The organism is Streptomyces sp. NBC_00322, from assembly GCF_036147535.1.
Classification (GTDB): Bacteria; Actinomycetota; Actinomycetes; order Streptomycetales; family Streptomycetaceae; genus Streptomyces.
Genome location: NZ_CP108019.1, coordinates 3,499,096 through 3,525,045 on the forward strand (window position 1 = coordinate 3,499,096; position 25,950 = coordinate 3,525,045).

Here is a 25,950-nt window from a genome sequence, read left to right on the forward strand (position 1 = left end):
CGCACAAGGGGGAAATTCCACGTGATAAGGATCGTGCTCGTCGCTCGGCATCAGCTGGAAAGGGCGCAGATCCGCACCACTCTGGAGGCCGACCATCGGTATCGCGTCGTCGCCGAGGGAGTGCCGGGCCAGGAATGCGACCTCGTGTGCCGCACCCGCCCGGATGTGGTGATCGTGAGCCAGCCGGAAGAGGGCGCGGCACTCGGTGCGTTGAAACGCATCACGGAAACACCAATGCCCCCGGCCGCGTTACTGCTCGCCGACCGGCTCACCGGCGACGGCGTGCGCCGACTCCTGAGGCTCCGCGCTGCGGGCATCCTGCACCGGGCCACCGCGGGCAGGCATCTGCAGTGGGCGGTCCACGCGGCGGCCCATGGCGGCCTGGCCCTGGAACCGGGGCTGGCAAGGGACCTGGCGGACACTCCCACCGAGCCCGCGGGCGCGGGCGCGGGCACGGAGCAAGCCAGGGCACAGGCGCTGCTCGGCGCGCTTTCACCGCGCGAACGAGAGGTGATCGCACTCGCCGGCGACGGCATGTCGAACCCGGAGATCGCGGCCATCCTGACGATCAGCGCGGACACGGCCAAGGACCATCTGCACCACATCTACGCGAAGCTCGGCATCCGCAGCCGACTGCAGGCCGCGCGCATCGTGTGGCAGGCAGGACTCGGGGACAGCACAAGGGGCAGTGACCGCCCGGCCGGCAGTCCGGGCGGTCACTGCCCCCCAGTCATCTGCTCCGGCAGATCGGGCGGCGGCCGATGATCAGGCTGTGGCCGAGCGGTACTTGCGTACCGCCAAGGTCCGGAAGGCCACAATGATCAGGATCGACCATATGAGCGAGGCCCAGACCGGGTGTTGCATGGGCCAGGCATCCGATACCGGATAATTGGGCGGCAGGTTGCCGAAGAGCTGCCGACACGCCTGGACGGTGGCGCTGAACGGGTTCCAATTGGCGAGGGTCTGCAGGAACGATGGCATGTTCTCGGACGGCACGAAGGCATTCGAGATGAACGTCAGCGGGAACAGCCAGATCAGACCGCCGGAGGTGGCCGCCTCGGGAGTGCGTACGGAAAGGCCGATCAGCGCACCGATCCAGGAGAACGCATACCCAAGGAGCAGCAACAGGCCGAAGCCGGCGAGCACTTTGCCGAAGTTCTCGTGGGTGCGCCAGCCGACGAGGACAGCGACGATCGCAAGCACTACCAGCGTCAATGCCGTCTGGACCAGGTCGGCCAACGTGCGCCCGGTGAGAACCGCGCCGCGGGCCATCGGGAGCGACCGGAAGCGATCGATGAGGCCCTTGTGCATGTCGTCGGCGATGCCGGCACCGGCGCCCGCCGTCGCAAATGTGACGGTTTGGGCAAAGATGCCAGCCATCAAGAACTCCCGGTAGCCGGCAGCACTGAGTCCGGAACCGGGCACGCTGATCGATCCGCCAAAGACGTAGCTGAACAGCACCACGAACATGATCGGCTGGATCATGCCGAAGATGATCATCTCCGGGATCCGGGTCATCCGGATCAGATTGCGCTTGGCGACGACGAGCGAGTCATTGATCGACTGGACGACGCCGCCGCGCGGCTTGGGTGCCGCGAGCTTCACGGCTTCCGTTGCGGTGGTCACTTCACGGGCTCCTTCCGGGACTTCCTGGCCTTCGCGTCCTTGGGATCCTTGGCGTCCTTGACGCCCCGCGACTGCCCGTTCTCCTCGTCCTGGAGCTCGGCGGCATGGCCGGTCAGGGATATGAAGACGTCGTCGAGGGTGGGGCGGCGCAGACCGATGTCGTCGATCTCGACGCCCCGGGTGTCCAGTTCGCGGATGACCTCGGCGAGCAGCTTGGCGCCGCCGGTGACCGGGACGGTGAGCTTGCGGGTGTGCTCGGCGATGGCGACCTCGCCCTTGCCGAAGCCCAGCAGCACCTCGCGCGCCGGGGTGATCTGGTCCGGGTGCTGCACGACGACCTCGACGCGCTCGCCGCCCGTCTGGGCCTTGAGCTGGTCGGCGGTGCCGCGGGCGATGACCTTGCCGTGGTCGATGACGCAGATGTCGTGAGCGAGGTGGTCGGCCTCTTCGAGGTACTGGGTGGTGAGCAGCAGTGTCGTACCGCCGCTGACCAGTTCTTCGATGACCTCCCACAGCTGCATCCGGTTGCGCGGGTCGAGTCCGGTGGTGGGCTCGTCCATGAACATCACGGGCGGGGAGACGACCAGCGCGGCGGCGAGGTCGAGCCGCCGGCGCATGCCGCCGGAGTACGTCTTGGCGGGCCGGTCGGCGGCGTCCGCGAGGTTGAAGCGGTCGAGCAGCTCGCCCGCCCGCACCTTCGCGTCACGTGCGCTCATCTGGTAGAGCTGGCCGACCATCTGGAGGTTCTCGCGGCCGGTCAAGTACTCGTCCACCGCGGCGAACTGGCCGGAGAGGCCGATGCAGCGGCGGACTTCGTTCGGGTGTTTCAGGACGTCTATACCGGCGACGACCGCCTTGCCGCTGTCGGGCTGCAGCAGGGTGGTCAGTACGCGCACGGCGGTGGTCTTGCCGGCCCCGTTGGGGCCGAGAAGACCCAGAACCGTGCCCTCCGGGACGTCGAGGTCGACGCCGTCCAGAGCCCTTACATCGCCGAAGGTCTTCACCAGGCCTTCGGCGTAGATGGCGCCTGGCATGTGGGTTCTCCCAAGGTGGCAGGTGAGTGGGTCACGTCTTGCGAAGAGGTGCGTAGAGATACGAGGAGATGTGGGCGGGCGTGGGATGTCCCGAGCGTGACGGGAGCATGGCAGGACCTTCACCGTAACGCGATACATCGCGATACTCAAGACTGTTGCGAGTGCCCGTGCCGAGAAAGTCCAAAGAGCCTGTCAGCGCCGCGTCAGGCTGTGTCAGGTTGCGCAGGCCACCCGCGCCGGAGGCCACGAGAGCGCCCTCACGGGCTCAGCTCATGACCGTGTAACCCGCGTCGCGCAGCGTCGCCGCCACCAGTTCGCAGTGCTCAGGGCCCTTCGTCTCCAGCTGCAACTCCACCTCCGCCTCCGTGAGCCCGAGCCGCGGATCGGTCCTTACGTGACTCACATCAAGGACGTTAGCGTCGACCACTGACAACGAGCCGAGCAGTGCGGCGAGCGCACCTGGCCGGTCCGTCAGCCGCAGCCTCAGCGACAGATAGCGGCCGGCTGCCGCCATTCCGTGCCGCAGGATGCGCTGCATCAGCAGCGGGTCCACATTGCCGCCCGACAGCAGGGCGACGACCGGGCCCTTGAACGACCGCGGATCGCTCAGCAGCGCCGCCACCGGACTCGCCCCGGCGGGCTCGACCACCAGCTTCGCCCGCTCAAGGCAGAGCAGCAGGGCACTGGAGAGCTCGTCCTCGGAGACCGTACGGACCTCGTCGATGAGATCGCCAATGATTTTGAACGGAACATCTCCGGGGCAGCCCACCTTGATCCCGTCCGCCATCGTCGACGGTGCGTCGATCGAGACGGGGTGTCCGGCGGCGAGCGAGGGCGGATAGGCGGCCGCCCCCTCCGCCTGCACGCCGATCAGCTTCACATCGGGCCGCACCGCCTTCACCGCGACCGCGATACCGGCCGCGAGCCCGCCGCCGCCGATGCCGACGACGATCGTCCGCACCTCGGGGCACTGCTCCAGGATTTCGAGGCCGACGGTGCCCTGCCCGGCGATGATGTCCGGGTGGTCGAAGGGGTGGATGAACACCGCGCCCGTCTCGTGCGCGTACTCCTGCGCGGCGGCCAGGGTCTCGTCGATGACCTGGCCGTGCAGCCGCACCTCAGCGCCGTACTCCCTCGTCGCGGCGACCTTCGGCAGCGGCGCCCCCATCGGCATGAACACCGTGGAGCGCACTCCGAGCAGCGAGGATGCCAGTGCCACGCCCTGCGCGTGGTTGCCGGCGGACGCCGCGACGACGCCCGCGGCCCGCTCCACCGGCGAGAGCCCGGAGATCCGGACGTACGCGCCGCGCAGCTTGAAGGACCCCGTCCGCTGGAGGTTCTCGCACTTGAGATGAACGGGCGCGCCCACCAGCTGCGACAGATGCCTGCTGCCCTCCATCGCGGTCATCCTGGCGACCCCCGCGAGCATCTTCTGAGCCCCCCGGATGTCGTCGAGGATGACGGGGCGAAAGGTGCCAGACGTACTGAAGCTCATGACGTCAAGCATCGCAGCTCACCGGGCCGACGGCTGCCCGGATCCCGGGCTTCCCCACTGGTTTGCGCAGCCCTGGTACACACCGGGTTTTTGCCGCGTACTCTGTCCCCCACCAACCGACCGCCGCACGAGAGAGCCCCCCTAGCCATGCCCACTTCTCAGGACATGACGACCCATCTCGACCCCGGCCTCCTCGATGCCCTCCAGCACCAGGTCGCCGTCTTCGCACGCCGCGCGGAACAGACCCGGCTCGGCGGGGTCGGCCAGGTCCGCAACTCCATGGACCGTGCCGCGTATCTGCTGCTCAACCGGCTCGACAAGGAAGGCCCGATGGGCGTCAAGGCGCTGGCCGCGGGGATGGGCATCGATTCCTCGACCGTCACCCGCCAGGTCGCGCCGCTCGTCGACACCGGGCTGGTCAAGCGCACCTCGCACCCCGAGGACGGCCGCGCCGTCGTGCTCCAGCTGTCCCCGCGGGGCCAGGCCAGGCTCGAAGAGGTCCGCTCCTCGCGGCGCGAGCTGATGGCACAGGTGACAGACGGCTGGACGGAGACGGAGCGCGAATCGTTCTGCACTCTGCTCACCCGTTTCAACACCGCTCTCTCCGCCCGCCAGGCCGGTCTGCCGCCCGTGGACACGGAGACGTCGCCGACCTCTTGACCCGGGCGCCTGATCTGCTCCTATATGAGGATGTGAGCGAGCGGCAGACGGCACAAGGGCGTCGCCGTGCCCGGGAGTTCGAGGCGTTCGTCGCGGGCGCGGCGCCACGGCTGCTGCATGCCGCGACCCTGCTCACCGCCGAGCCCCCGGGCGCCAATCCGCACGCCGAGCGGCTGCTGACCGCCGCGCTCGCCCATACGTACGCACAATGGGACCGGCTGCGCGGCGAGGATCCGTACGACCGCACCCGCCAGGAACTCGCCGCCCGCTTCGCCCACGGCGCCTGGCGCCACCACCGGGTGCGCGGCGGGGTGCTGGAACGCCTCACCCCGCAGGAGCGCCTGATTCTGGTGCTGCGTCTTTACGAGGGTGTGGCGGAGGAACAGACGGCCGCGCTGATCGGGCTCCCGGTGGAACGCGTCCGCGCGATCTTCACGCGCGCGGTGCGGACGATGTGCACGAGTCCTCCCACGCCGCCGCCGCACACCCAGGTCCAGGCGGCGTCATGAGCGGCCGGGAGCGCAAGGAGACCGAGGTCCGCCGGATGCTGGAGACCCCCCATCCGCAGGTCCCGGCCGATCTCGCCGCCCGCGCCGCGGAGCACGGCACCCGGCTGCTGCGCCGCCATCGGGCACTGCGCCGTGCGCTGTGGCTGCTGCTGGTGGCCGCGGCGATCGCGTTCGCCCTCTGGGCGATGGTGGCGCAGCCGTGGGCGGCGGCGCCGTCGGACACGACGCCGCCGCTGGAGGGCTGGTAGGCCGCCCCTTCGCTGCCCTGACCTGCCGGAGCGGCCCGGATCTATCCTGGAAAAAGCGGCGTACAGACCGAGCCCAGGAGGTCGCCATGACCAGGAAAGTCGCCGATTGCCGCAGGTTCCCGAGCGTGATGGACTGCTCGCTCACCATCTCCGGTGAGGAAGAGGAAGTCGTACGGGCAGCAGCCGAGCACGCGGTCTCCGTCCATGGACACCCGGACAGCCTGGAGCTGCGCTCGGAGATCCGTGAATCGCTCGAGGACGAGACGGTCACCGCGTGACGCCCGGCGCCTGACTCATGCCGTCCTCTGCGGTCCTTTGACGTCCTCTGACGTGCTCGCCGGACGGGCCGATGCGCAGCCCGTCCGGCGATGGTGACCGTGGGGTCAGCCCAGCGCCTGCTGCAGATCCGCCAGCAGATCGTCGCCCGACTCGATGCCCACCGAAACCCGCACCAGGTCCGCCGGGACCTCCAGTGCGGAGCCCGCCACCGAGGCGTGCGTCATCCGTCCCGGGTGCTCGATCAGCGACTCGACGCCGCCCAGCGACTCGCCGAGCGTGAACAGCCTGGCGCGGTTGCAGACCTCGACCGCCGCCTCCTCGCCGCCCTGGACCCTGAAGGAGACCATGCCGCCGAAGTGCTTCATCTGCTTGGCGGCGGTCTCGTGGCCCGGGTGTTCCGGCAGGCCCGGGTAGAGGACCTGGGTGACCTTGGGGTGACGGGTGAGCATCTCGGCGACCCGGGTGGCGTTCTCGCTGTGCCGGTCCATCCGGACGGGCAGCGTCTTGATGCCGCGCAGCACCAGCCATGCGTCGAACGGGCCCGCGACGGCGCCCATCGCGTTCTGGTGGTACGCCAGTTCCTCGCCCACGGCCTCGTCCGCCGCGATCAGCGCGCCGCCGACGACGTCCGAGTGCCCGCCCATGTACTTGGTCAGCGAGTGCACGACGATGTCCGCGCCGAGCGAGATCGGCTGCTGGAGATAGGGGCTCGCGAAGGTGTTGTCCACGACGAGCCGCGCGCCCGCGCCCCGCGCGATCTCGGCGACCGCCGCGATGTCGGTGATGCCGAGGAGCGGGTTGGACGGGGTCTCGACCCAGATCACCTTGGTCTTGGGGGTGACTGCCGCCCGTACCGCCGCCGGGTCGGAGGTGTTGGCCACCGACCACTCGACGCCCCACCGGGAGACGACCTTGGCGAAGAGCCGGAAGGTGCCCCCGTAGGCGTCGTTCGGGATCACCACATGGTCGCCCGGTTCCAGCAGCGTACGCAGCAGGCAGTCCTCCGCCGCGAGTCCGGACGCGAAGGCGAGCCCGCGCCGGCCACCCTCCAGCGCCGCGAGGTTCTCCTCCAGCGCGGTACGCGTCGGGTTGGCGCTGCGGCTGTACTCGTAGCCGCCGCGCAGTCCTCCCACACCGTCCTGCTTGTAGGTGGACACCTGGTAGATGGGCGGGACGACCGCGCCCGTCAGCGGGTCTGCCGTGTTGCCCGCGTGGATGGCGAGGGTCTCGAAACTGTGCTGGTCACTCATGAGCCCCGAGCGTAGTCGCGCCGGAGCGACTACGCGGCCCGGCCCCGAACGCTGTCCGGTACCCACCGCCCCGATGACGCCGCGGTGCCGTCCGGGACAATGGGCTCATGGAGATTCTCTGGTTCCTGATCGCGCTGTGCATGCTGACCGCGGTCATCGGTCCCTTCGTGCTGCGCCGGCGCTCCGGCATCCGGCAGGTGGCGCCCGGCTCGCCCGACGCCGCCGACCCGGACACGTACGGATTCGTGCGCCAGGAGGAGCTGGACATCCGGCTGCCGGGACCGGACCAGGACCTCCTCGACGTACTCGAAGTCGTCCAGCGCACCCAGGACTGGCGCGCCGCATCCCAGCTGCTCGCCGGAACCCCGAAGGCGGGCGAGGTCCGCTGGCAGCGCGTGCAGGCCTTCGCCGGGGCCGCGTCCGTGGAGCTCCAGCAGCAGCCCGGTGTCGGCGGCGCGTGGCTGCGCGCCTGGCGCCTCGACTCCCCCAAGGACGCGGGCGGCGCGCAGGTGCACGCGGAGTTCCTGGTGCAGCAGGCGTGGCGTTCGTCGACCGCGGGTACGGACGACTTCCGGATCATCCTGGAGGAGGCCCGTACGGTCTGCGGCGAGGCGGCCCTGCTCTCGCCCGGCGACCCCGTTCCGTACATCGCCGAACTCGCCGTCGGCCGCGGACTCGGCTACTCCCACGAGCAGTTCGACCAGGTGTGGGCGAAGGTCATCGACCGCGCGCCCGAGCACATGGGAGCGCATCTGGCCGCGCTGCACTACTGGTGCGAGAAGTGGCACGGCTCCCGCGAGGAGGCGGACCACTTCGCGACGACGGCCGCGGCCCGCGCCCCGCAGGGCTCGCTGCTGGCGGCGCTGCCGCTCTTCGCGGTGTACGAGCACCTGCCCGAGGTCAATCTGGTGCAGAGCTTCTACCGGAGCCAGGTCGTCACCAAGGCGATGGAGGGCGCGCTCTTCGCGGTGCACGCGGCCCGTCCCGACGACCCGATGCTCGCGCACGTACGGCACCTGCTCGTCCTCTTCCTCGTACGGTCGGAGAGGTGGGCGGAGGCGATGAACCAAGTGGTTCACGTCGACGGCCACATCGGCGCACTGCCGTGGACGCTGAGCGGGGACCCGGCGGCGGACTACACGGTGTACCGGAACCTCGCGGTGGCGGGTTACGAGGCGAACGGCGGGAGCCCGGCGACGCTGCCGCACTGATCGGGTGGAAGTGCCCGTGGGGTGCGCGGCGCTGGGAATTCCGGCGCCGCACCAATCGTTCTCACAGGTGTCGCCACCTCAAGGAGAGCCCGCATGTTCCTGTCCCGCCGCACCCCCGAGCTCCCCACCCCCGACCAGGCCCTCCGCGGCCGCCCGGAGCCCGAATTCTCCGTCCCCGCCCGCCACACGGTCCTGGGCAACCCGCTGCTCGGCCCGTACCCCGAGGGCCTTGAGATCGCGGACTTCGGCCTGGGCTGTTTCTGGGGCGCGGAGCGCAAGTTCTGGCAGACGGAGGGCGTCTGGACGACGCTGGTCGGCTACCAGGGCGGCCACACCCCGAACCCCACCTACGACGAGACCTGCTCGGGCCTGACGGGCCACACCGAGGCGGTGCGCGTCGTCTTCGACCCGAAGGTCGTCTCGTACGAGTCGCTGCTGAAGCTGTTCTGGGAGTCCCACGACCCGACGCAGGGCTTCCGCCAGGGCAATGACAGGGGCACGCAGTACCGCTCGGCGATCTACACCCACTCGGCAGCTCAGGCCGAGACGGCGGCGGCGTCGCGCGAGGCGTACCAGCGAGTCCTGACGGGCTCGGGGTACGGCACGATCACGACGGAACTGCTGCCGGAGGAGGGCCGCCCGTTCTACCCGGCCGAGGCATATCACCAGCAGTACTTGGACAAGAACCCGGCGGGCTACTGCGGGACCGGCGGGACCGGGGTCTCCTGCCCGATCGGCGTGGCCAAGGCAGATGGCTGAGCCACTCTCGCAGCAGGCGACGGCGACGTTGAAGGCGCTGCTGACCGGCTCAGATCAGGTCAGCAGCGCGCTTCGCGCTCAGATTCCGCATACGCAGGTGGCGGACAGGTGCGGTTGCGGCTGCGTGACGGTCGATTTGGCGGTGGATCGAGCCGCAGTGCCGCCGGCTCCGACGCACGGCAATCCGGCTGCGGATGCCTGGTACGTCGAGCCCGAGGACGCCGGGGTCATGGCGTTCACGAGGGACGGCTATCTCTCGCTCTTGGAGATCTACTCGGCGTCCAGCGAGCCGATCACCGCATGGCCGCAGCCTCGCTTCGTCGCGCGCTGAGCAGCCGACAGCGCGGCGAGAACCCCCACCCTGGTCAAGCGAGAGCAGTTACCCCGGTTGCCGACGGGCGGCTCCAGGTGGCCATCCGACTCCGACATCATCGGGACGAAGGAAGGTCGGCGGCTGGCCCGCCTGGACGCAGCCTGCCGACTGGCCGGACTGCGAGAGCGGACACCGCATGGAGCACCTTCTGACCATCACCGGCGACATTCAGTTGGGCGACTGCGGTGGCGTCCACTTCTTCCATTGCCGCCAGTGCCCATGCCTCCCGTGGGACTGGCGCTTCGGCTGCCACTGACCGTGGTCGTGCGCCCTGTAGGGCACGCTGTGGGCCCGACGCCGCTGAGCTGACCAGCCCGGGCTGGGGGTGGCGCTCGCGCCGGGGCCGGGACCTCGAACGCCGGGACCGACCAGGGCCGCTCAACGCACCGGGAAGCCGCAGGAGTAGCCCTGCTCCTTGAGCCAGGGGAGGATCCGGCGCAGGGCCTCGACGGTCTGGGAACGGTCGCCGCCCGCGTCGTGGAAGAGGAGCGTCGGCCCATTGGGCAGCTCCCGCTCGACGGTGGCGACGATGGCGTCCGTGCCCGGTCGTTCGAAGTCCTTGGTGTCCACGTTCCAGCCCAGCGGGCGCATCCCCCGGGAAGCGGCGAGCTTGCGGCTGTGAGGGGTGAAGGCCCCGCCGGGCGCCCGGTAGTACATCGGCCGTACTCCTCCGGACGCCTCGGTGATCATGCGTTCGGCGTCGCGTATCTGCTGCGACTGGTAGGCCTGGGGCTTCTTGTCCATGGTGGTGTCGTGCGACAACGAGTGGTTGCACAGCCGGTGCCCGGCCGCGACGACCTTCTTCACGAGGTCCGGGTGGGCTTGCGCCTGCATCCCCACCATGCAGAACGTGGCCTTCACCCCGTACTCCCGCAGCACGTCCAGCACTTGAGGGGTCCACACAGGGTCGGGGCCGTCGTCGATGGTGATGTTGACGCCGCGAGTCCCCTTGTCCGAGGCGTGCGCGATGGTCACCGCGACCTGCTTGACGTCACTGCCCGGTGTCGCCGACGCGGCCGCCTTGGGCGACGAGCCGCCCACCGCACCGGCCTGCGCGGTCCACACCGAGGCACCGGTGGTGAGCACCGTCACCCCGAGCGCCGCCCCCACCAGCTTGCCGTACCAGCCCCGCCCGCCGCCGTGCCGTGCCATGTCCGCCCCGCTTTCGCGCAGTCCCTCGCCGATCCTCGGTCACATTGCGACCACCCGGCAGGACGAGGGGCGGCGGCCACGGGATGCGTCCGTTACCGTTCACGGACAATCTCGGGGGAGTTCGCGGACAACTCGGCCGGCAGCGGCCAGAACCGGGCCAGTTGGCCCTGTCCCAGGGCGGCGGCCACTCTGCGGGCTGTCGTTCCACTCAGCCTCCCCGGACATCCCCGACGACGAAGTGCCGCAGTGGTGGACAGTCCAGCGCCTGGCGGAAGGCCAATGAACGCGACACTCACCCTCGACCGCAGCGCTCAATGGACTTGGGGTCGACCTCTGCCTTCGCTGCGAGGCTGGCATAGGTCCAACCTCCGGCTGCCATGGCGGCTCGGGGCCTGACCTGCGCCACGTCGACTCCGACGGACGCAGGCTGCGCGCACTGTCAACGACCGCAGTTCCCCGTGGCTCCCCGCCCGATCTGGCGCGGTCGTGGCACGGGGAACATCTGATCCGTAGCTCTAGCCACATCGGTCAACGACGGCCATAACGGCTGCTACAGGGTCCCGGAGAGGCGGCAGCGGCCGGAAGCGGTTGTTGTGGTTGCGGTGCTCCGCTGCTGTACGAGTGCTAGGCGATGGGGATACCAACCGGCGTCAATCGCCTTCGCGCCTAGTACTCCAGCTGGTAGATCGCGATCTTGTCTCGGCGTCATGATGGGGCGTGTGAGTGGTGAACCCTTGGTCGTGTCCATCGCCGAGCTGCGAGAGTCGTTTGACGTGCTGCTGCGTCATGTGGAAGCCGTGACCGCCGGCGATGCCGTCATCTTGGACAAGGACTACTTCTGGTCCGTCCCTCCGGATGAGCTGTACGACGTCTACACGGAGCCGGACGACCTGACGATCGGGCAGCTGTCGGAGTCCTGGCAGCATTTGCGAGACCTGCGCGCCGACCAGGATCGTGCGACGGCCAACCACCTTGTGTGGCTTGCCGATGTCCTGCGGGCGATCGGCCAGGACCTTCCTGCATAGCTGCCTCCCGGGGCACGGGTCGTGATCTTCATGGCTGCTGGACGGCCCACCACCGGCAGTGGCCGGCGCGGGCTCGTGCTTGGTGTCGGCGGCGCCAGTAGGACCAGTGCACTCGATGGGCGAGGTTGCGGGCGGGTGGGTGATCAGGGCTGCGAGTGCCTGCTCGCGGCTGATCGGCTTGGCCCGTGGTGCCCCGCCGTGGGTGCAGTCCCCGGCGGGAAGTCCGGTTCCCGCAGCGCTCCCGTCGGTCCACCAGCCGTCAGGTGATCTGACTGGCCGCCCACTCGGCCCACTCGCGGCGCATGGCGTTGAACCGCAGGCCGTACTCCAGGGCGATCCGGCCGTAGACCGAAATATTGTCGTCATCCCAGTCGACGGACTTCTCCAGTCGGCGCAGACTCTGGTACCCCTGATCGGACAGCTCGATGAGCTCGGTGAGGTAGCCGCACGCCTGCTCGGGCGTCAGCACCCCGAGAAAGAACACCCGCAGGAGAATGTCGCTGCGGGTGTTCCGCTGAGGCTTGGTCTCGGTCAGCCAGTGCCGCAGCTCGGCCAGTCCCTCGTCGGTGAGGGCATACTCCTTGCGGCCTCGCGGCCCCTCGGCTGTCACCATGATCAGCCCTGTGTCCGCCAGCTTGGTCAGCTCGGTGTAGATCTGGCTCTGGGTTGCCGGCCAGGCGGTGGCCAGCGACGTCTCGAACAGTTTCAGCAGGTCATAGCCGCTGGCGGGGCGCTCGGAGAGGAGCCCGAGCAGTGCGTGTCGGAGGCTCATGTTCCACAGTCTACATTCCACTATTGACATGTCTATATTAGACCTTCTAGTTTTGACATGTCGGAACGGAAACACTGAAGCGGAGACCTCATGTCCTACCTGCGCACCTTCCTCCCGTGGATCGTCTTCGCCGTGCTGCCCTCGGGGAACTGGCAGTGGGCGGCGCTGGCAGCCCTGGTGGTCGCGGTAGCGGTGATCGTCCAGCAGGTACGGGCGGGTGCCGGATTCGACGCGCTGATCATCGAGCTCGGCTCCGCGGTCTTTTTCACCGCGCTGGCCGTCATCGCTTTCGCCAACCCGGACTCGGGCGTGCACGACTACTCGGCGGCGCTTTCGTCGGGCACACTGGCGGTCATCGCCGGGGTCTCGCTGGCCATCGGCAAGCCCTTCACGTCGGGCATCGCCAAGCGCACCACCCCGCGCGAGGTCTGGGGGCTCAAGCCGTTCATCCGGACCAACGTCATCATCACCGCCGTCTGGACCGCGGCCTTTGCCCTGACTGCTGTCGTGCTCGCCTTCGTGGCGCACGAAGGGAACGCCCACTCGACCCTCGCCACGCTCATCCAGGTCGCCGGTTTCGTGATCCCGATGATGTTCACCGTCCGCTACATCGTTCACGTCCAGGCCAAGGCCAGTGTCCGATGATCTCCGTGCACCGGGCCCGGCCCGGCGATCAACTCGTAGGCGGGCCCATGGTGTCAAGGACTTGGAGGCCTGTGAGGTCGGCGGAGTCTCAATGACCGAGTCAAGCCAGAGGCCTTCTTCCGTCAGGCTGAGGGCACCTGGCCGGCCGCAGGACTTGAACCTGTGGCCCCATCCGTATCAGGTCGGTCCAGCATCCCAGTTGCGACCCGGGATGCAGCCGGCTCTCCGGCCTCGGTGGTCGTGGATGATCGGCCATAACCGCCGGTGTTCGCTGCTGTTGGTGTCAGGCACTGATGTCAGCGAGAGCCGCTGTGCTTGACCCCGTCAGCCACGTGTTGTGGTCCGCTGCCCAGGCGAGTCACGCCCGACAGGGCCCTTGAAGAAGAGCCCGCCGACTGGCCATCTCTAGATGGCGAGCAGCGCGGCAAGAATCAAAGCCGCCATCGCAGAGAAGACCCGCGGCTTCCTCCAGCCCGGCCCCGAAGCCTGGCGGGTCAGCTCCCAGGAGCCAACCAGACCGCCACCCAGACCCAGCGCGTCCCGCAGCAGGAAAACGGTGGTCTGCACAGGGAGCCTCCAGGTGCCTTCGAACGGACGGGAAGGCTACCCCTGGTGGCGGTTGCGCGGATGACCGGCCCCAGTTTGGAAGATCGCGTATGCGGGGGGGGGCGCCGAGCTGGCGAAACGCTGACCTGGGCGTTCGTGCGGGATTCGCCGACGTTCCCCGCCAGTCCCCGCTGCGCGCCCGTCAGACGGGCACGTGGCGGGCACGTGTGCCGCCGTTGGGGTTGGCCGCTGATGTAGGTCTGCCGGAGCCGCGGCATCGCAGGGCAGCCCGAGACCCAATTCACGCCGCTCCACCGGCGCTTCGTGGCGCCCGGCGTCAGCGGTTCGGCCTGAGGGCTGGTTCCCTGCGCGTCCGTCGAGCACCCGTACCGGCTCGGATACAGGCGGGCGATCCAACGGGGGCCGACAGGCTGGATGCGGTCAGTGATCGCCTACGACCATTAACGAATGGTCTGGATTCGCGCGGTCGCGGTCGCCACAGCAACCGGCCTGTCGTCAGGGCCGATGAGCTCACCGGCGAGAAAGCACACGTCCTTGCCGCGCTGCACAATCCGTCCCCGCCCCGTAAGCCGTCCGGGGCGGGCGGGGCGGAGGAACTGAACATGAAGATCGAGCGTCGGCGCGAACTGGTTCTCCGGCAACGTCGCGACCAGCGCCGGACCCAGAGTGTCATCGAGCATCGCGGCCAAGAACCCGCCCTGGATCACACCGACAGGGTTCGCGAATTGATCGCCCGCCTGAAAGGCAACCTCGATAGTCCCCTGCTCCGGATCCACGTCGACCAGCTCCCAGCCGAGAAGCACCGCTGCAGGTGGCGGTGGGACCCGCCCTGCCTGCACGTCCCAGAACAACCCACGCCTTTGCGTATCCATCTCCATGAGCCACATTGAACAGGCCGCCACTGACAGCCTCGGGAGGCGGCTCCCTCGCGCCTGCATGACGTTTCGAGTCTGGGCCGGATCGACGGCACCTCGGTCGACCGCTGGGTGTGCAGCCGGAACCTGAATGACGGTGGGCTCCAAGAAGCGTTGCTCAGACCGGCCTCTTCGGGCATCCCGTGTCCCGGATGGGATCGCCCCTCCGGCGAGGCGCGGGCAGGGTTAGCGGTGCTGGTCAGAAATCGCGTTGTTCCCCACACGCTCGTCGAGCGGCCGCCCCTGCCCTTCGGACAGCATCCGACGGGCGCCCTCTACGAACTCGTCCCGGCCACCCGCAAGTTCCTCTGCCCGTTCCCGATGTCCGCTCGCCGACCAGCTGATGTGTCCGCTCACTGCCCCAACTCCTTCTGTCGTCGGCGGCCACTCCTCCTACCGGAGCTTCGCCGGAGACGAAACCATCGAGCCATTGATCCACGTCACTGACCGGACGGACATCCCAGCACACCCGCAGCTCCGCCTGCGGACGTACGCCCGGTCTGCGGACCGCAACCGACCCGGAGGATGCCGCACATGCCGAGCAGCCCGTATCTCCTTCACCACCCGCAGCCATCTCAAGGACGAGGACATCGCGGTGCGCGGCACCTGGGGCAACGGGCGGCTGGTCCTCGCGCAGGACGGGCGGGGGTGGGCGATACCCGCCCGCGCCTTCGTACGGCTCGGCGACGGGCGGGCGCCGGCTCCCCGCCATTAGGGTTTGCGCCGTGGGGATCAGTGAACAGGCGGAGAGCGTCCGGAGTGACGCAGGCGAGCGGGACGCATCACCCTGGTGGCGCGTCCCGCTCGTCGCGCGCCTGCCGGTTGTCGCACGTGTTCCGGTCGTCGCACGCGTTCCGGTCGTCGCGATCGCCGTCGTCGTGCCGCTCTACGCCCTGTGGGCGTTCTGGCTCGCCACCGGCGGTGGCGATCTGGCCGCGCAGTTCGCCTGGGCCGGCTTCATGGAGCGGCATCCCGCCTCCGCGTACACCCTCTCCTGGTACGGCGGCACCCACACCGCCAACTACAGCCTCCTCGCTCCCCCGCTGATGGCCGTCTTCGGCGTACGCCCCGTGTCCGTGGCCGCCGGCCTTGCCGGGACCTGGGTGCTTGCCCGTCTGTTCGTACGCAGCGGAGTGCCGCGGCCGGTCTGGCCCGCCGTTCTCGGGGCGGTGGCGCTCTGGTGCAACGTCGCCTCCGGTCGTACGACCTTCGCGCTGGGCGTCGCGATCGGGCTGCTCGCGCTGCTGTACGTACGCAGGACCGCGGTCGCGGCGCTGTGCACGGCGCTGGCGGCCATGGCCAGTCCCGTCGCGGGGCTGTTCCTGGTGGTGGCGGGGGCGGCGTATCTGCTGGACCGGCAGTGGCGCAAGGCCGCCGCGCTCGTGCTGCCGCCGTTCGTCGTGGTGGGCGTGGTGACGCTGCTCTTCCCCTTCCAGGGCGAGCAGCCCATGGCGACCGGCAAGCTGTGGATGCCGCTGGCCGCGTCGGCCGCGGTCGCCGTCGCCGCGCCGCGCGGGCGTGAGTGGCGGGTGGTGCGGTACGGGGCCGCCGTGTACGGCCTCGGCGTCGTCCTGACCTACCTCATCGCCTCGCCGATCGGCACGAACGTCGAGCGTCTCGTCGGTCTCGTCGGACCGCCGGTGCTGCTTGCCGCCGTGCTCACCGCAGGGCTCGGCAGGTTCCTGCGCGCCGTCCTCGCGGCCGCCCTCGCCCTCAACACGTACTGGCTGATCGACAAGACCAACGACGACCTGGTGGTCTCCAACGACGTGCCCGCGTGGGCGGCGCACACCGACGGTGTCGTACGCGAATTGCAGAGGCTCGGCGCCGGCCGCACCCGGGTCGAGGTCGTCCCCGCCCGCAATCACCGCGAGGCGTCCCTCCTCGCCCCGCACATCAATATGGCGCGCGGCTGGAACCGCCAGCTCGACGTGGAGCGCGGGCGGCTGTTCTACGACGGGTCGCTGACCCCGGCGACGTACCGCCAGTGGCTCGACAGGTGGGCGGTCGGCCTCGTGGTGCTGCACCACGGGCGTCCCGACGGGCCCGCGGAGGCCGAGGCGGCGATCGTCACGAGCGGGCCGGGCTGGCTGGAGCGGGTGTGGCAGGACGAGGGCTGGTCGGTCTACCGGGTGCGGGACGCGGTTCCGCTCGTGTCCTCCCCGGCGACGGTGGTGCGCGGCGACGACGCGGAGCTGGTGGTACGGATGCCGGCGGCCGGGTCGGTGACGGTGCGGGTGGCGTACTCGCCGTGGCTGCGGGCGCGGGGGGCGTGCCTGCGGCAGGAGGGCGAGTGGACGCGGCTTACGGTGCCAAGGGCCGGTGAGTACCGGCTGGACTCGCTCTACCGCCTGTCGCGCTCGGCCGACTCGGACTGCTGAACGCGGTGGTCAGCTCACCGCAGCCTGCTCCTGCTCCCGCCTGAGGCGGTCCGCGGTGACCGACGCGTCGTACCCGGGAGCCACGCCTTCGACCAGCAGCACGTCGCCCGCCATGTGCCGGGTGCGCAGCGGCACAAGCTCCTGATACGCCTCGGATTCGTACCAGCCGCGCGCCTCGTCCATCCCCGGGAAGCCGATGATGACGAGCGCGCCCGGCCACTCGCCCTCGCGGACTTCGACGCTCGCGCCGTGGACGAGGAAGCGACCGCCGAAGGGGTCGAGCGTGGACTGGATCCGCTCCATGTAGACGAAGATCTCGTCGTCGAGGTGGGCGGAGGGAAGCAGATGACCGACGGCGTAGGCGTTCACGATGTCCTCCAGGTGCGTGCAGGTGTCGGATGTCTTCGATCCTGCCGGGGGACCTGCAACAGCGTCGATTACGCCTGAGGTAATCAGCGGGAGCCCTCTGGTCCGGCCGCACCGGATCCGATGCGGCCGGACCGGGTCAGAGCTTGGCCTGGAAGACCGCGGCCGTCCGCTCGCGCCGGTAGCCGAGTTGCTCGTTGACCGCCAGCATCGGCCCGTTGTCGTCGGCGACGCTCGTCGCGATCTCCCGTACGCCGGGCTGCGCGAGGCTCACCGCCCCCAGCATGTGCCGCTTGACCGCACGGCCGAGCCCGCGGCCCCGGTGGTCCGGGGTGACCACCGTGTCGTACTGGATGGCGCGCACGTCCGACGGGTCGCGCAGCACCAGTTCGGTGTACGCGGCGACACTGCCACCGCTCGCCGCGTGGAGCACCGCCGAGGACAGGATCACCCCGCCGCGGTCCAGGATCACCTGCGCGGCTGCCCGCACCCTGTCGGCGTCCCACGGGGTCACCTGCTCGTCCATGTCGCCGCTCGGGGCGTCCTCCATGGCGTTGTGCGCCGCGGCGAACGCGTCCGCGTGGGTGTCGGGCACGACGCCCGGCCACTGGGCGTACGCATAGCCCTCGGGGAGCTCCGGCGGCCGCAGGTGTGCTTCGAGCGCGTCGCGCACATTCTGTACGTACCACCCCAGCGGCAGCACATTCTCGAAGCCGAGCCCGGTCGCGAACTTCTCGCCCCCGCCGCCGAGTTCGAGCATCGTGGAGACCGATGTGCGCCCGTCGGCGGTGAGTTCGGCGCGCACGGCCTCCCAGAGCGCGGCGCCGACGCCGCGGCGTCTGGCCCGCGGGTGGACGGCGAGCACGTCGAGGAAGGCGGTGTGCCGGTTGCCCTCGTCGGTGAACAGCAGCAGCGATGCCACGCCGTCGTACGCACCGTCCGGCGCCGTCGCCGCGAGACGGACGGTACGCCCGTGCACCGATGACAGGCTGAGCTTCCCCTCTGTCTCGACCCGCCCGGGCGCGGGCGCCGCGGCCGGAAGGTCGTGGCGGTGGGCCGCTGTGACCACGTCGTGCCAGGCGTCGACGGCGGTCGCGGGCGGCGGGACGGCGAGAGGGGTGATCGTCATAGCCGGGACGGTACGGGCCGGCCCGAGCGCGCGCAGGTCAATTTCGACGCGCCTTCGTACGCGTCATGGGTCAGACGGCGGAGCCGGCCTTCCACGCGCTCCAGCTCATGTTCCAGCCGTTGAGGCCGTTGTCGGGCGAGATGGTCTTGTCCTCGGAGTTCTTCACGATGACGACGTCGCCGACGATCGAGTTGTTGAACAGCCAGGCGGCGGGCTGGTTCGGGTCGCCCGCGCCCTTGACGTCGTTCAGGCCGACACAGCCGTGGCTGGTGTTGGCGCTGCCGAAGATCGAGTCGGCGCCCCAGTAGTTGCCGTGGATGAACGTGCCCGACGTGGACAGCCGCATCGCGTGCGGGACGTCCTTGATGTCGTACTCGCCCTTGCCGTCCTTCTTCTTGAAGCCGACCGTCGAGCCGTCCATCCGGGTCTCCTTGAACTTCTCGGAGATCACCATCTGACCGTTGTAGGTCGGGTTGTCGGGGGCACCGGCGGAGATCGGGATCGTCTTGATCGTCTTGCCGTCCTGGGTGACCGTCATCGTCTTCGCCGAGGCGTCGACGGTCGAGACCTGGTTGCGGCCGATCTTGAAGGTGACCGTCTTCTGCTGGACACCGAAGACGCCGTCCGCGCCCTCGATGCCGTCCAGCTTCAGCTTGAGGGTGACGGTCGAGCCCTCCTGCCAGTACTGGTCGGGGCGGAAGTCGAGACGCTGCCCGCTGAACCAGTGGCCGACGACCTCCTGGCCGCTGCTCGACGTCACGGTGATCCCGGACTGGACGGCCTTCTTGTCGGTGATCGCCTTGTTGAAGGTGATGGACACCGGCATACCGACGCCGACGGTGGAACCTTCCTCGGGCGTGAAGTTGCCGATGAAGCTGTTGTCGGGCGAGACCGTGGTGAAGGAGGAGTTCTCGTGGGCCTCCAGGCCGGCTGCGTCCTTGGCCGAGGCGGTGATCTTGTACGTGGTGGAGCGGTCGAGCTGCTCGTCCGGCTTCCAGCTCTTGCCGTCGGGGGCCAGCGTGCCCTTGACGCTCTTGCCGTCGGCGGTGGCCATCGTGACCTGGGTGAGGGTGCCGTCGCTGACGGTGACCTTGGCGGCGTTGTTGATGCTCGCGTTGGTCGCGCCGTTCTTGGGCGAGATGACTATTCGGGCCTTCGAAGCGTCCTTCGCAGCGGCCTCGTCGACCTGAGCCTGCGATTTCTTCGAGCCGTCGGCGCCGCCCTTGTCCCCGTCGCCGCTGCAGCCGGATATGACCAGCACGCCGCCGAGCACCGCGGACGCGGCCATGAGGGCCCTGCGCCGCTTGCTGTCCGTCATCACACGCTTCTCCATCGTCGCCGATTCCCCTGACCAACTGCTGAAACACTCATTCCGGGCCACCCGGTTCCACATCCGGCGGGGATGTGGGATACGCCACTCACCGACTCTCACCGACGCAGCGGTGGCCCCGCCGGTTGCAGTACGGCACGAAAACGGCCGGGCTCAGGTTCACCGGCCTGGCGATCCGGGCCCTTCCATCGGCCGGCCGCGGAGGTTACGGCCGCGCGCCGTCAGGGCTCTCGTCGCTCTCGTCCTCGTCGTAGTCCCCATCTTCCTCGTCGAGGTCCCACTCCTTTGCATCGGGGTCGTACTCGATCTGCTCACTGCTCCAGGAGGCCTGCGCGAGATCGACCCCCGGAACCTCGCTGACCAGGTCGAAGGGGTCCACGAGATACGCGATGGCCTCGGCCTCGTCCTCGCGCACCGCCGAGCGTGCGTGCGCACGCTCCTCGTCCGGCATGAACTCGTCGGCCGCGATGCGCTCGAGCGCCGCGCCGGTCAGCGCCTCGGGCTCGGCGATCTCCAGCACCAATTCCACCCGCAGCCGCACAAAACGTGATGTCTCAGAAGAGGTCATACGACGGAGGGTAGAGCGCCCGGTCACCCGGCTTTCCCACGACCCGCTGCTTTCACTAGCATCAGCGCACCCGGCCAATTCTTGGATGCCTCAAGGGGGATCGAGCCGTGTCCGTCGTACGTCGACCGCTTCTTACCGCCACTGCCGCAGGGACTCTGCTGTGTGCGCTGTGGTTCGTCCCCTCGGCGAATGCCACGGCCGAGACGGAAGCGGTGCAGAGACAGCAGACCGGCGCGCAGGCGTCGGCGCAAGGGCTGGCTCTCGCCGACACGGGCACGGTGGACACCACGCCGTATCTGATCGGTGGCACGGCGTTCCTGGGCATAGGCGTGGGCTTCGTGACGTACTCGGTGCACCGCCGCGGAGGGTTCCCCGCCTGAACCGGGGCCGGTCGGCCCGGCATGCGGGCCGACCGGCGAAATGCCGCCGGGTCAGGCCAGCGTCCCGGTCACGGGCTCGACGGCCGCGATGAGCTTTCCGTCCCGTACGAACGCGTCCGCCGCCTCCAGGTCGGGCGCGAGGAAACGGTCCGGGCCCGGGCCCTCGACGCCCGCGGCGCGCAGCGCACCGATCGCGGCCTGCGAGGCGGGCGCGGGGGTCAGATGGCGCCGCAGCTCGATGGCGCGGGTCGCGGCATAGAGCTCCACCGCGAGGATCCGGTTCAGGTTGCCGACGGCCGTACGCAGCTTGCGCGCGGCGGACCAGCCCATCGAGACGTGGTCCTCCTGCATCGCCGACGACGGGATCGAGTCGGCGGAGGCCGGTACGGCGAGCCGCTTCATCTCGCTGACCAGGGCGGCCTGGGTGTACTGGGCGATCATCAGGCCCGAGTCCACACCGGCGTCGTCGGCGAGGAACGGCGGCAGGCCGTGCGAGCGGTTCTTGTCGAGCAGCCGGTCGGTACGCCGCTCCGCGATCGATCCGAGATCCGCGGCGACGATGGCCAGGAAGTCCAGGACGTACGCCACGGGAGCGCCGTGGAAGTTGCCGTTGGACTCCACGCGGCCGTCGGGCAGGACGACCGGGTTGTCGACGGCCGAGGCGAGCTCGCGGTCGGCGACCAGACGGGCGTGGGCGAGGGTGTCCCGTCCGGCGCCCGCGACCTGCGGGGCGCAGCGCACCGAGTACGCGTCCTGGACGCGCGGGGCCTCTTCCTCCTGGAAGTGGCCGACGAGCCCGGAGCCCTTGAGTACGGCGCTCATGTTCGCCGCGGCGACGCCCTGGCCCGGGTGGGGGCGGATGGCGTGCAGCTCGGGGGCGAGGACCTTGTCGGTGCCGAGCAGCGCCTCCAGCGACAGCGCGGCGGTGATGTCGGCGGTGGTGTAGAGGCGCTGGAGGTCGGCGAGGGCCATGACCAGCATGCCGAGCATGCCGTCGGTGCCGTTGAGAAGGGCGAGGCCCTCCTTCTCGCGGAGCACGACGGGCGCGATGCCGTGCTCGGCGAGCAGCTCGCCCGCGGGCCTGACGGTGCCGTCGGGGCCCTCGGCGTCGCCCTCGCCCATGAGGGTCAGCGCGCAGTGGGACAGCGGCGCGAGGTCGCCGGAGCAGCCGAGTGAGCCGTACTCGTGGACGACGGGCGTGATCCCGGCGTTCAGTACGTCGGCCATGGTCTGGGCGACCTCGGGGCGTACGCCGGTGTGGCCGGAGGCCACGGTCTTCAGGCGCAGGAACATCAGCGCGCGGACGACCTCGCGCTCGACACGCGGGCCCATGCCCGCGGCGTGCGAGCGGACGATGTTGCGCTGGAGCTGGGCGCGGAGCTCGGGGCTGATGTGCCGGCTGGCGAGTGCGCCGAATCCGGTCGAGACCCCGTAGACGGGCTCGGGCTTGGCGGCGAGGGCGTCCACGATTCCGCGGGCGGCGGCGAGGGCGGCGACGGCCTCCTCGGAGAGCTCGATACGGGCGCCCTCGCGGGCCACGGCGATGACGTCTTCGGCGGTGGTACCGGACGTCCCCACCACGACTGTGTGCATATCCATATTCAGCAGCGTACGGATTGAATCGGAACCTGTCACTAGTGGCGGCCGGGTTGACCCCTTACGCGCTCATGGGTGCCCGCCAGTCGGCCACCCCCTAGGGCTCGCTCCAGGGTTCCTGGGCGTCCTCGGGCCGGGCGGCCCGGAACGTGCGGCGCTCGTGCCTGGAGCGGGGCGGGGAGTCCGCGAGGCGCAGCACCGTGCCGTCGCGGCCCGCGACCACGGGTTTCGGGGAGCGGGCCGCCTTCGCGCGGTACTGGGCCGCGTCCGCGAGCCGGAACAGACGGCGGGCCGAGCGCACCTGCCCGATCGGGTCGCCGGTGGACGCGACCCCGCAGGCGACACCCTCACCCATCTCCAACTCGCCCGCTCGTACGCAGAGTTCGTCGGCGGCATGGACCACCTCGTCCGCCGTCGGGCCCACCGAGAGCAGACAGAACTCGTCCCCGCCGAGACGGGCTGCCAGCGCGCCGGTGAGCATCGCCCCGCACACCGAGAGAACCGAGCCGAAGCGTTCGAGCAGCCGGTCGCCGACGGCGTGGCCGTGGGTGTCGTTCACCTGCTTGAGGCCGTTGAGGTCGCACACCACCAGGCTGACGACCGCACCGTCCACCCGGTGGCGCTCCAGCGCCTCGTCGAGCCTTATGTCGACGGCGCGGCGGTTGGCGAGGCCGGTCAGGGGGTCCGTGAAGGCCAGCTTGCGGACCTCTTCCAGCCGCTCGGTCTGGGCGATCCCGGCCGCCACCACGGAGGCGATCACGGTCGCGAAGTCCGCGTCGTCCCGGTCGAAGACCGGCCGGCCCGCCGCGCGTGCCACATACAGCTCCCCCCATGCCCGCCCGTGCAGCACGATGGGCGCGACCACACAGCAGCCGCGCCCGCGCCTCCGCAGCGCGGCCACGCGCTGATGGGAGTAGCCGATCTCGCCCGAAACCGGGCCGTCCACGGTCTCCACCCAGGCGTCGGGCTCGCCGCCGCCGGCCCATTGTTCGTGCAGAAACTCCGTGATCTCCGGGAAGCGGTTGACCGGATACGTCTCGGACTCGGGGAACTCCTCCTCCCCGGCGGCGCGTTCGCCGGCGTTCACGAGCACCTTGAGGCGTCCGAGCTCGCGCTCCCACACGGACAGCGCCGCGAAGGAGCCGCAGAGCGCATCGCACGCGCCGAGCGCCGCCGCGCGCCAGGACTCGCGCGGGGTGCGCGCACAAGCCATTGCCTGCGCCAGCGCCACTACGGCTCGCAGCCGCCGATCCTCAGCCATTATCCCAGCTTAGGGCTGGTTTGCCCGATTTGATCAGTTGACGTAACCCGGGCCCTGCGAGCCCTGCCGCGGGTCACTCGCCGGGCCACTGCGGCTTCCGCTTCTCGTTGAAGGCGGCAACGCCCTCGGCCCGGTCCCCGGAGAAGGCCACCGAGCGCCAGGCCGCGTCCTCGACCTCGAGACCGGCCCGCAGATCGAGACCCTGCCCGAGCCTCATCGCGCGCTTGGCGGCGCGCAGCCCGACGGGAGAGTTCGCGGCGATCCTGGCGGCGAGCTCCAGCGCGCCGGTCCTGGCATCGTCCACGAGCTGGTCGACGAGCCCCAACTCCCGGGCCTCCGCGGCCTCCACGCGGCGTGCCGTATAGACCAGCTCGGCGGCCCGCGCGGCCCCGACGCGGCGCGGGAGCAGCTGCGTCCCGCCGCCGCCGGGGATGACACCGACGGACACCTCGGGCAGCCCCACGACGGCGGTGCCGTCGGCGACGATCAGATCGCAGGCCAGCGCCAGCTCGAACCCGCCGCCGAGCGCGAATCCGTGCACGGCGGCGACGGTGGGCATGGGCAGCTCGAGCACCCCGGTGTAGGCGGCCCGCGCGGTCGGCCGCTGCCGCACCAACTCGGCGTCGGAGAAGGAGTTCCGCTCCTTCAGATCGGCGCCGACACAGAAGGCCCGATCATGGGTGGAGCTGAGCACGGTGACCCGTACGTCCCGGTCGGCACCGAGGGCGTCGCAGGCTGCGGCGATGGAGCGGGCCATCTCGGTGGAGACGGCGTTCATGGCCTTGGGCCGGTCGAGTACGAGCTCGGCGACGTGCTCGTGCCTGCGGACGACGACGAATTCCCCGAAGCGCTGCTCGGACTCGGACATGAGGGCACCCTCCCGGTGAACGATGGTTAACCGGATCATAGGGGGGACGGGGCGCCTGCGGCGGGCCTGTCCCCTGCCCGCCCCTTCCCGCTGTGACATTTTGCGGCTCCGCCGCGTGGGGGGCTCCGCCCCGAACTCCGTACGCGCTTCGCGTGTCCTCAAACGCCGGACGGGCTGAAATGTGCGGCTCGGCCGCACACCTCAGCCCCGTGGGGTCCCCCCGGACGGAGTCTGGGGGAGGGCCGGGCGGGGAACACCCCCCGGTCGGACCTCAGCCGCCGCGACGCGACATGAGCCAGGGCTCCACCACGCCAAGCCCCCGCACCGGCCGCTGCCACATCGGCTGGAGCGCGAAGCGGTACGACGGGGGCTCCTCGCCCTCCTTCTCCGCCGCGGCCGCTTCCTCCGCCGCCTCCGCCTCGGACGCCGGCGCGTCCCCCGTGCGCACGAGCTCCTCCGCGAACGCGCCGTCCACCAGCACCGCGTCCTTCGGCGCTATCGAGGTCAGGCGGCTCGCCAGGTTCACGGTCGTACCGAAGACGTCACCCATCCGCGTCGTCACCGTCCCGAAGGCGATGCCGACCCGCAGCGCGGGCATCGACTCGTCGTGCGTCATCGTCTCTATCAACCGCAGCGCGATCTCCGCCGCCGTGCCCGCGTCGTCCGCCGCGTACAGGACCTCGTCGCCGAGCGTCTTGATCAGGCGGCCGCCGTGCGCGGCGACCAGGTCCGCGGAGGTGGTCTCGAACGCCTCGACGAGTTCCCCGAGTTCCTCCTCTTCGAGGCGCCGGGTGAGGCGGGTGAAGCCCACCAGGTCCGCGAAGCCGACGGCGAGACGGCGGTCCACCATCTCCTCGTCGTCCGCCGCCTGGACCACGCGCCCCGTCGCCGCGGCGAGCTGGCGGCGCCAGACGTAGACGAGGAATTCCTCCAGCTCGGGCAGGAGCAGCTCGACCAGGGGGTACGTGACTTCCGTACGGGTCATTCCGGGCTCGGGCGGCTCGGTCAGGCCCTCCAGGAAGGAATCGATCTGCCATTCCGCCAGCCGGGCGGTGGTCTGGCCGGTCGAGCGGGCCACCTGGACCGCCATCGGCTCGCTGAGCAAGCCCGCCTCGACGAGACCGGCGAGCCGTCGCAGGGCCAGTACGTCCGCCTCGGTCAGGGCCTTGGCCTGGCCGATGTCGGCGAAGCCCATGGCCCGCCAGAAGCGGGAGGCGAGCTCCATGGACACTCCGGCCGTGCGGGCGGCCTGAAACGGCGTGTAGCGCCGGTCCGCGCCCAGGATCAGCTGCTCCAGCCGGATCGCGAGGGGGTCGTCGGTCGGCTCCACGGTGTGATCGACCTCGTGATGCGGCGGATGCACCGCGGCCGACCCGGAGGCCGTGCCCGGGGACGAGGACGCGCCGGAGGGCGACGATGACGAATTCGACGGGGCGGACGCGCCGGACGAGGAGCCCTCCGGCGGCTGCGCGCCCGCGCCGGAAGTGCTGTCGTCGACGGTCACCAGCCGCCTCCTGCCCGTTCCCTGCGCACTGCCCTGCCGATCTGTCGC

The 25,950-nt window shown here is 70.1% G+C and carries 29 protein-coding genes; 13 read left to right on the plus strand and 16 right to left on the minus strand.

What is annotated here, in order from left to right; all coding sequences use genetic code 11:
* Positions 1 to 33: 33 nt before the first annotated feature.
* Positions 34 to 765, plus strand: a complete 732-nt coding sequence (locus OG905_RS15645) for a response regulator transcription factor (protein ID WP_328670085.1) — start codon at positions 34 to 36, stop codon at positions 763 to 765.
* On the opposite strand, the gene OG905_RS15650 is transcribed toward OG905_RS15645, so the two are convergent.
* The 3 genes from OG905_RS15650 to ilvA all read right to left on the minus strand — a co-directional run bounded on the left by OG905_RS15650 (position 766) and on the right by ilvA (position 4,155).
* A complete protein-coding gene (locus OG905_RS15650; protein WP_328670087.1) occupies positions 766 to 1,626 on the minus strand; it encodes an ABC transporter permease in 861 nt (286 codons plus the stop codon).
* A complete protein-coding gene (locus OG905_RS15655) occupies positions 1,623 to 2,660 on the minus strand; it encodes an ATP-binding cassette domain-containing protein (RefSeq protein WP_328670089.1) in 1,038 nt (345 codons plus the stop codon). The genes OG905_RS15650 and OG905_RS15655 overlap by 4 nt, the downstream gene beginning before the upstream one ends.
* A 265-nt stretch (positions 2,661 to 2,925) precedes the next feature.
* Positions 2,926 to 4,155, minus strand: coding sequence for a threonine ammonia-lyase (gene ilvA, locus OG905_RS15660; protein ID WP_328670092.1), 1,230 nt, complete (start codon positions 4,153 to 4,155; stop codon positions 2,926 to 2,928).
* A 147-nt stretch (positions 4,156 to 4,302) separates the two neighbouring features.
* Here ilvA and OG905_RS15665 point away from each other — a divergent pair, with 147 nt between their 5' ends.
* From OG905_RS15665 to OG905_RS15680, 4 genes are all read left to right on the plus strand, one after another.
* Complete coding sequence (locus OG905_RS15665) at positions 4,303 to 4,815, plus strand: MarR family winged helix-turn-helix transcriptional regulator (RefSeq protein WP_266486929.1); 513 nt, start codon at positions 4,303 to 4,305, stop codon at positions 4,813 to 4,815.
* Positions 4,816 to 4,847: 32 nt separating this feature from the next.
* Positions 4,848 to 5,324 (plus strand): sigma factor-like helix-turn-helix DNA-binding protein, encoded by a 477-nt coding sequence (locus OG905_RS15670; RefSeq protein ID WP_328670096.1) that lies wholly within the window; start codon positions 4,848 to 4,850, stop codon positions 5,322 to 5,324.
* The gene (locus OG905_RS15675) at positions 5,321 to 5,572 is read left to right on the plus strand and encodes a hypothetical protein (protein WP_328670098.1); all 252 of its coding nucleotides are present in this window, start codon (positions 5,321 to 5,323) and stop codon (positions 5,570 to 5,572) included. The genes OG905_RS15670 and OG905_RS15675 overlap by 4 nt, the downstream gene beginning before the upstream one ends.
* A gap of 86 nt (positions 5,573 to 5,658) precedes the next feature.
* Entirely contained in the window at positions 5,659 to 5,850 is a 192-nt protein-coding gene (locus OG905_RS15680) for a DUF1059 domain-containing protein (protein WP_328670100.1), read from the plus strand.
* A 105-nt stretch (positions 5,851 to 5,955) separates the two neighbouring features.
* Here the strand turns inward: OG905_RS15680 and OG905_RS15685 are convergent, their stop codons facing one another.
* Positions 5,956 to 7,101: a cystathionine gamma-synthase gene (locus OG905_RS15685; RefSeq protein ID WP_328670101.1), complete on the minus strand. Its 1,146-nt coding sequence runs from the start codon at positions 7,099 to 7,101 to the stop codon at positions 5,956 to 5,958.
* A 107-nt stretch (positions 7,102 to 7,208) separates the two neighbouring features.
* Between OG905_RS15685 and OG905_RS15690 the strand changes: the two genes are divergently transcribed.
* The 3 genes from OG905_RS15690 to OG905_RS15700 all read left to right on the plus strand — a co-directional run bounded on the left by OG905_RS15690 (position 7,209) and on the right by OG905_RS15700 (position 9,402).
* A complete protein-coding gene (locus tag OG905_RS15690) occupies positions 7,209 to 8,312 on the plus strand; it encodes a hypothetical protein (RefSeq protein WP_328670103.1) in 1,104 nt (367 codons plus the stop codon).
* 93 nt (positions 8,313 to 8,405) lie between these two features.
* Positions 8,406 to 9,071 carry a peptide-methionine (S)-S-oxide reductase MsrA gene (gene msrA / locus OG905_RS15695; RefSeq protein ID WP_328670106.1) on the plus strand — a complete coding sequence of 222 codons (666 nt, stop codon included), beginning with the start codon at positions 8,406 to 8,408 and terminating at the stop codon, positions 9,069 to 9,071.
* Positions 9,064 to 9,402, plus strand: coding sequence for a hypothetical protein (locus OG905_RS15700; RefSeq protein ID WP_328670108.1), 339 nt, complete (start codon positions 9,064 to 9,066; stop codon positions 9,400 to 9,402). Before msrA ends, OG905_RS15700 begins: the two co-directional genes overlap by 8 nt.
* Before the next feature lie 420 nt (positions 9,403 to 9,822).
* Here OG905_RS15700 and OG905_RS15705 read toward each other — a convergent pair whose 3' ends face one another.
* Entirely contained in the window at positions 9,823 to 10,596 is a 774-nt protein-coding gene (locus OG905_RS15705; protein ID WP_328670110.1) for a polysaccharide deacetylase family protein, read from the minus strand.
* A 719-nt stretch (positions 10,597 to 11,315) separates the two neighbouring features.
* Between OG905_RS15705 and OG905_RS15710 the strand changes: the two genes are divergently transcribed.
* A complete protein-coding gene (locus tag OG905_RS15710) occupies positions 11,316 to 11,621 on the plus strand; it encodes a hypothetical protein (protein ID WP_328670112.1) in 306 nt (101 codons plus the stop codon).
* A 259-nt stretch (positions 11,622 to 11,880) separates the two neighbouring features.
* Here OG905_RS15710 and OG905_RS15715 read toward each other — a convergent pair whose 3' ends face one another.
* Positions 11,881 to 12,393, minus strand: coding sequence for a PadR family transcriptional regulator (locus OG905_RS15715; protein ID WP_328670114.1), 513 nt, complete (start codon positions 12,391 to 12,393; stop codon positions 11,881 to 11,883).
* Between the two features lie 90 nt (positions 12,394 to 12,483).
* Between OG905_RS15715 and OG905_RS15720 the strand changes: the two genes are divergently transcribed.
* Complete coding sequence (locus tag OG905_RS15720; RefSeq protein WP_328670116.1) at positions 12,484 to 13,038, plus strand: hypothetical protein; 555 nt, start codon at positions 12,484 to 12,486, stop codon at positions 13,036 to 13,038.
* A gap of 405 nt (positions 13,039 to 13,443) precedes the next feature.
* On the opposite strand, the gene OG905_RS15725 is transcribed toward OG905_RS15720, so the two are convergent.
* Both OG905_RS15725 and OG905_RS15730 read right to left on the minus strand, forming a co-directional pair.
* Entirely contained in the window at positions 13,444 to 13,605 is a 162-nt protein-coding gene (locus OG905_RS15725) for a hypothetical protein (protein WP_328670118.1), read from the minus strand.
* 440 nt (positions 13,606 to 14,045) lie between these two features.
* A complete protein-coding gene (locus OG905_RS15730) occupies positions 14,046 to 14,483 on the minus strand; it encodes a PaaI family thioesterase (RefSeq protein ID WP_328670120.1) in 438 nt (145 codons plus the stop codon).
* A 466-nt stretch (positions 14,484 to 14,949) separates the two neighbouring features.
* Between OG905_RS15730 and OG905_RS15735 the strand changes: the two genes are divergently transcribed.
* Positions 14,950 to 15,234 (plus strand): hypothetical protein, encoded by a 285-nt coding sequence (locus tag OG905_RS15735; RefSeq protein WP_328670122.1) that lies wholly within the window; start codon positions 14,950 to 14,952, stop codon positions 15,232 to 15,234.
* Positions 15,235 to 15,334: 100 nt separating this feature from the next.
* Entirely contained in the window at positions 15,335 to 16,900 is a 1,566-nt protein-coding gene (locus tag OG905_RS15740) for a glycosyltransferase family 87 protein (protein WP_328682367.1), read from the plus strand.
* Between the two features lie 9 nt (positions 16,901 to 16,909).
* Here OG905_RS15740 and OG905_RS15745 read toward each other — a convergent pair whose 3' ends face one another.
* The 4 genes from OG905_RS15745 to OG905_RS15760 all read right to left on the minus strand — a co-directional run bounded on the left by OG905_RS15745 (position 16,910) and on the right by OG905_RS15760 (position 20,293).
* Entirely contained in the window at positions 16,910 to 17,269 is a 360-nt protein-coding gene (locus tag OG905_RS15745) for a DUF1330 domain-containing protein (RefSeq protein WP_328670123.1), read from the minus strand.
* 136 nt (positions 17,270 to 17,405) lie between these two features.
* Entirely contained in the window at positions 17,406 to 18,395 is a 990-nt protein-coding gene (locus OG905_RS15750) for a GNAT family N-acetyltransferase (protein ID WP_328670126.1), read from the minus strand.
* Positions 18,396 to 18,465: 70 nt separating this feature from the next.
* Positions 18,466 to 19,728 (minus strand): L,D-transpeptidase, encoded by a 1,263-nt coding sequence (locus OG905_RS15755; protein ID WP_328670128.1) that lies wholly within the window; start codon positions 19,726 to 19,728, stop codon positions 18,466 to 18,468.
* A 202-nt stretch (positions 19,729 to 19,930) separates the two neighbouring features.
* Positions 19,931 to 20,293: a hypothetical protein gene (locus OG905_RS15760; protein WP_328670130.1), complete on the minus strand. Its 363-nt coding sequence runs from the start codon at positions 20,291 to 20,293 to the stop codon at positions 19,931 to 19,933.
* Between the two features lie 107 nt (positions 20,294 to 20,400).
* Between OG905_RS15760 and OG905_RS15765 the strand changes: the two genes are divergently transcribed.
* Positions 20,401 to 20,673, plus strand: coding sequence for a hypothetical protein (locus OG905_RS15765; protein WP_328670132.1), 273 nt, complete (start codon positions 20,401 to 20,403; stop codon positions 20,671 to 20,673).
* 51 nt (positions 20,674 to 20,724) lie between these two features.
* Here OG905_RS15765 and hutH read toward each other — a convergent pair whose 3' ends face one another.
* From hutH to OG905_RS15785, 4 genes are all read right to left on the minus strand, one after another.
* Positions 20,725 to 22,266 (minus strand): histidine ammonia-lyase, encoded by a 1,542-nt coding sequence (gene hutH / locus OG905_RS15770; RefSeq protein WP_328682369.1) that lies wholly within the window; start codon positions 22,264 to 22,266, stop codon positions 20,725 to 20,727.
* A 100-nt stretch (positions 22,267 to 22,366) separates the two neighbouring features.
* Positions 22,367 to 23,530, minus strand: coding sequence for a diguanylate cyclase domain-containing protein (locus OG905_RS15775; RefSeq protein ID WP_443043950.1), 1,164 nt, complete (start codon positions 23,528 to 23,530; stop codon positions 22,367 to 22,369).
* 73 nt (positions 23,531 to 23,603) lie between these two features.
* Positions 23,604 to 24,398 carry an enoyl-CoA hydratase/isomerase family protein gene (locus OG905_RS15780; protein ID WP_328670133.1) on the minus strand — a complete coding sequence of 265 codons (795 nt, stop codon included), beginning with the start codon at positions 24,396 to 24,398 and terminating at the stop codon, positions 23,604 to 23,606.
* Positions 24,399 to 24,669: 271 nt separating this feature from the next.
* On the minus strand, positions 24,670 to 25,902 hold the full coding sequence (locus OG905_RS15785; RefSeq protein WP_443043951.1) for an adenylate/guanylate cyclase domain-containing protein: 1,233 nt from the start codon (positions 25,900 to 25,902) through the stop codon (positions 24,670 to 24,672).
* Between the last annotated feature and the right edge of the window lie 48 nt (positions 25,903 to 25,950).

Bases quoted from the DNA above. Each gene is read 5' to 3' on its own strand.
- OG905_RS15685 (WP_328670101.1), bottom strand. From the start codon at position 7,101: ATGAGTGACCAGCACAGTTTCGAGACCCTCGCCATCCACGCGGGCAAC.
- OG905_RS15700 (WP_328670108.1), top strand. From the start codon at position 9,064: ATGGCTGAGCCACTCTCGCAGCAGGCGACGGCGACGTTGAAGGCGCTG.
- OG905_RS15715 (WP_328670114.1), bottom strand. From the start codon at position 12,393: ATGAGCCTCCGACACGCACTGCTCGGGCTCCTCTCCGAGCGCCCCGCC.
- OG905_RS15775 (WP_443043950.1), bottom strand. From the start codon at position 23,530: ATGGCTGAGGATCGGCGGCTGCGAGCCGTAGTGGCGCTGGCGCAGGCA.
- OG905_RS15750 (WP_328670126.1), bottom strand. From the start codon at position 18,395: ATGACGATCACCCCTCTCGCCGTCCCGCCGCCCGCGACCGCCGTCGAC.
- OG905_RS15680 (WP_328670100.1), top strand. From the start codon at position 5,659: ATGACCAGGAAAGTCGCCGATTGCCGCAGGTTCCCGAGCGTGATGGAC.
- OG905_RS15665 (WP_266486929.1), top strand. From the start codon at position 4,303: ATGCCCACTTCTCAGGACATGACGACCCATCTCGACCCCGGCCTCCTC.
- OG905_RS15690 (WP_328670103.1), top strand. From the start codon at position 7,209: ATGGAGATTCTCTGGTTCCTGATCGCGCTGTGCATGCTGACCGCGGTC.
- OG905_RS15675 (WP_328670098.1), top strand. From the start codon at position 5,321: ATGAGCGGCCGGGAGCGCAAGGAGACCGAGGTCCGCCGGATGCTGGAG.
- OG905_RS15755 (WP_328670128.1), bottom strand. From the start codon at position 19,728: ATGGAGAAGCGTGTGATGACGGACAGCAAGCGGCGCAGGGCCCTCATG.
- OG905_RS15705 (WP_328670110.1), bottom strand. From the start codon at position 10,596: ATGGCACGGCACGGCGGCGGGCGGGGCTGGTACGGCAAGCTGGTGGGG.
- OG905_RS15720 (WP_328670116.1), top strand. From the start codon at position 12,484: ATGTCCTACCTGCGCACCTTCCTCCCGTGGATCGTCTTCGCCGTGCTG.
- OG905_RS15655 (WP_328670089.1), bottom strand. From the start codon at position 2,660: ATGCCAGGCGCCATCTACGCCGAAGGCCTGGTGAAGACCTTCGGCGAT.
- ilvA (WP_328670092.1), bottom strand. From the start codon at position 4,155: ATGAGCTTCAGTACGTCTGGCACCTTTCGCCCCGTCATCCTCGACGAC.
- OG905_RS15730 (WP_328670120.1), bottom strand. From the start codon at position 14,483: ATGGAGATGGATACGCAAAGGCGTGGGTTGTTCTGGGACGTGCAGGCA.
- OG905_RS15780 (WP_328670133.1), bottom strand. From the start codon at position 24,398: ATGTCCGAGTCCGAGCAGCGCTTCGGGGAATTCGTCGTCGTCCGCAGG.
- OG905_RS15760 (WP_328670130.1), bottom strand. From the start codon at position 20,293: ATGACCTCTTCTGAGACATCACGTTTTGTGCGGCTGCGGGTGGAATTG.
- msrA (WP_328670106.1), top strand. From the start codon at position 8,406: ATGTTCCTGTCCCGCCGCACCCCCGAGCTCCCCACCCCCGACCAGGCC.
- hutH (WP_328682369.1), bottom strand. From the start codon at position 22,266: ATGCACACAGTCGTGGTGGGGACGTCCGGTACCACCGCCGAAGACGTC.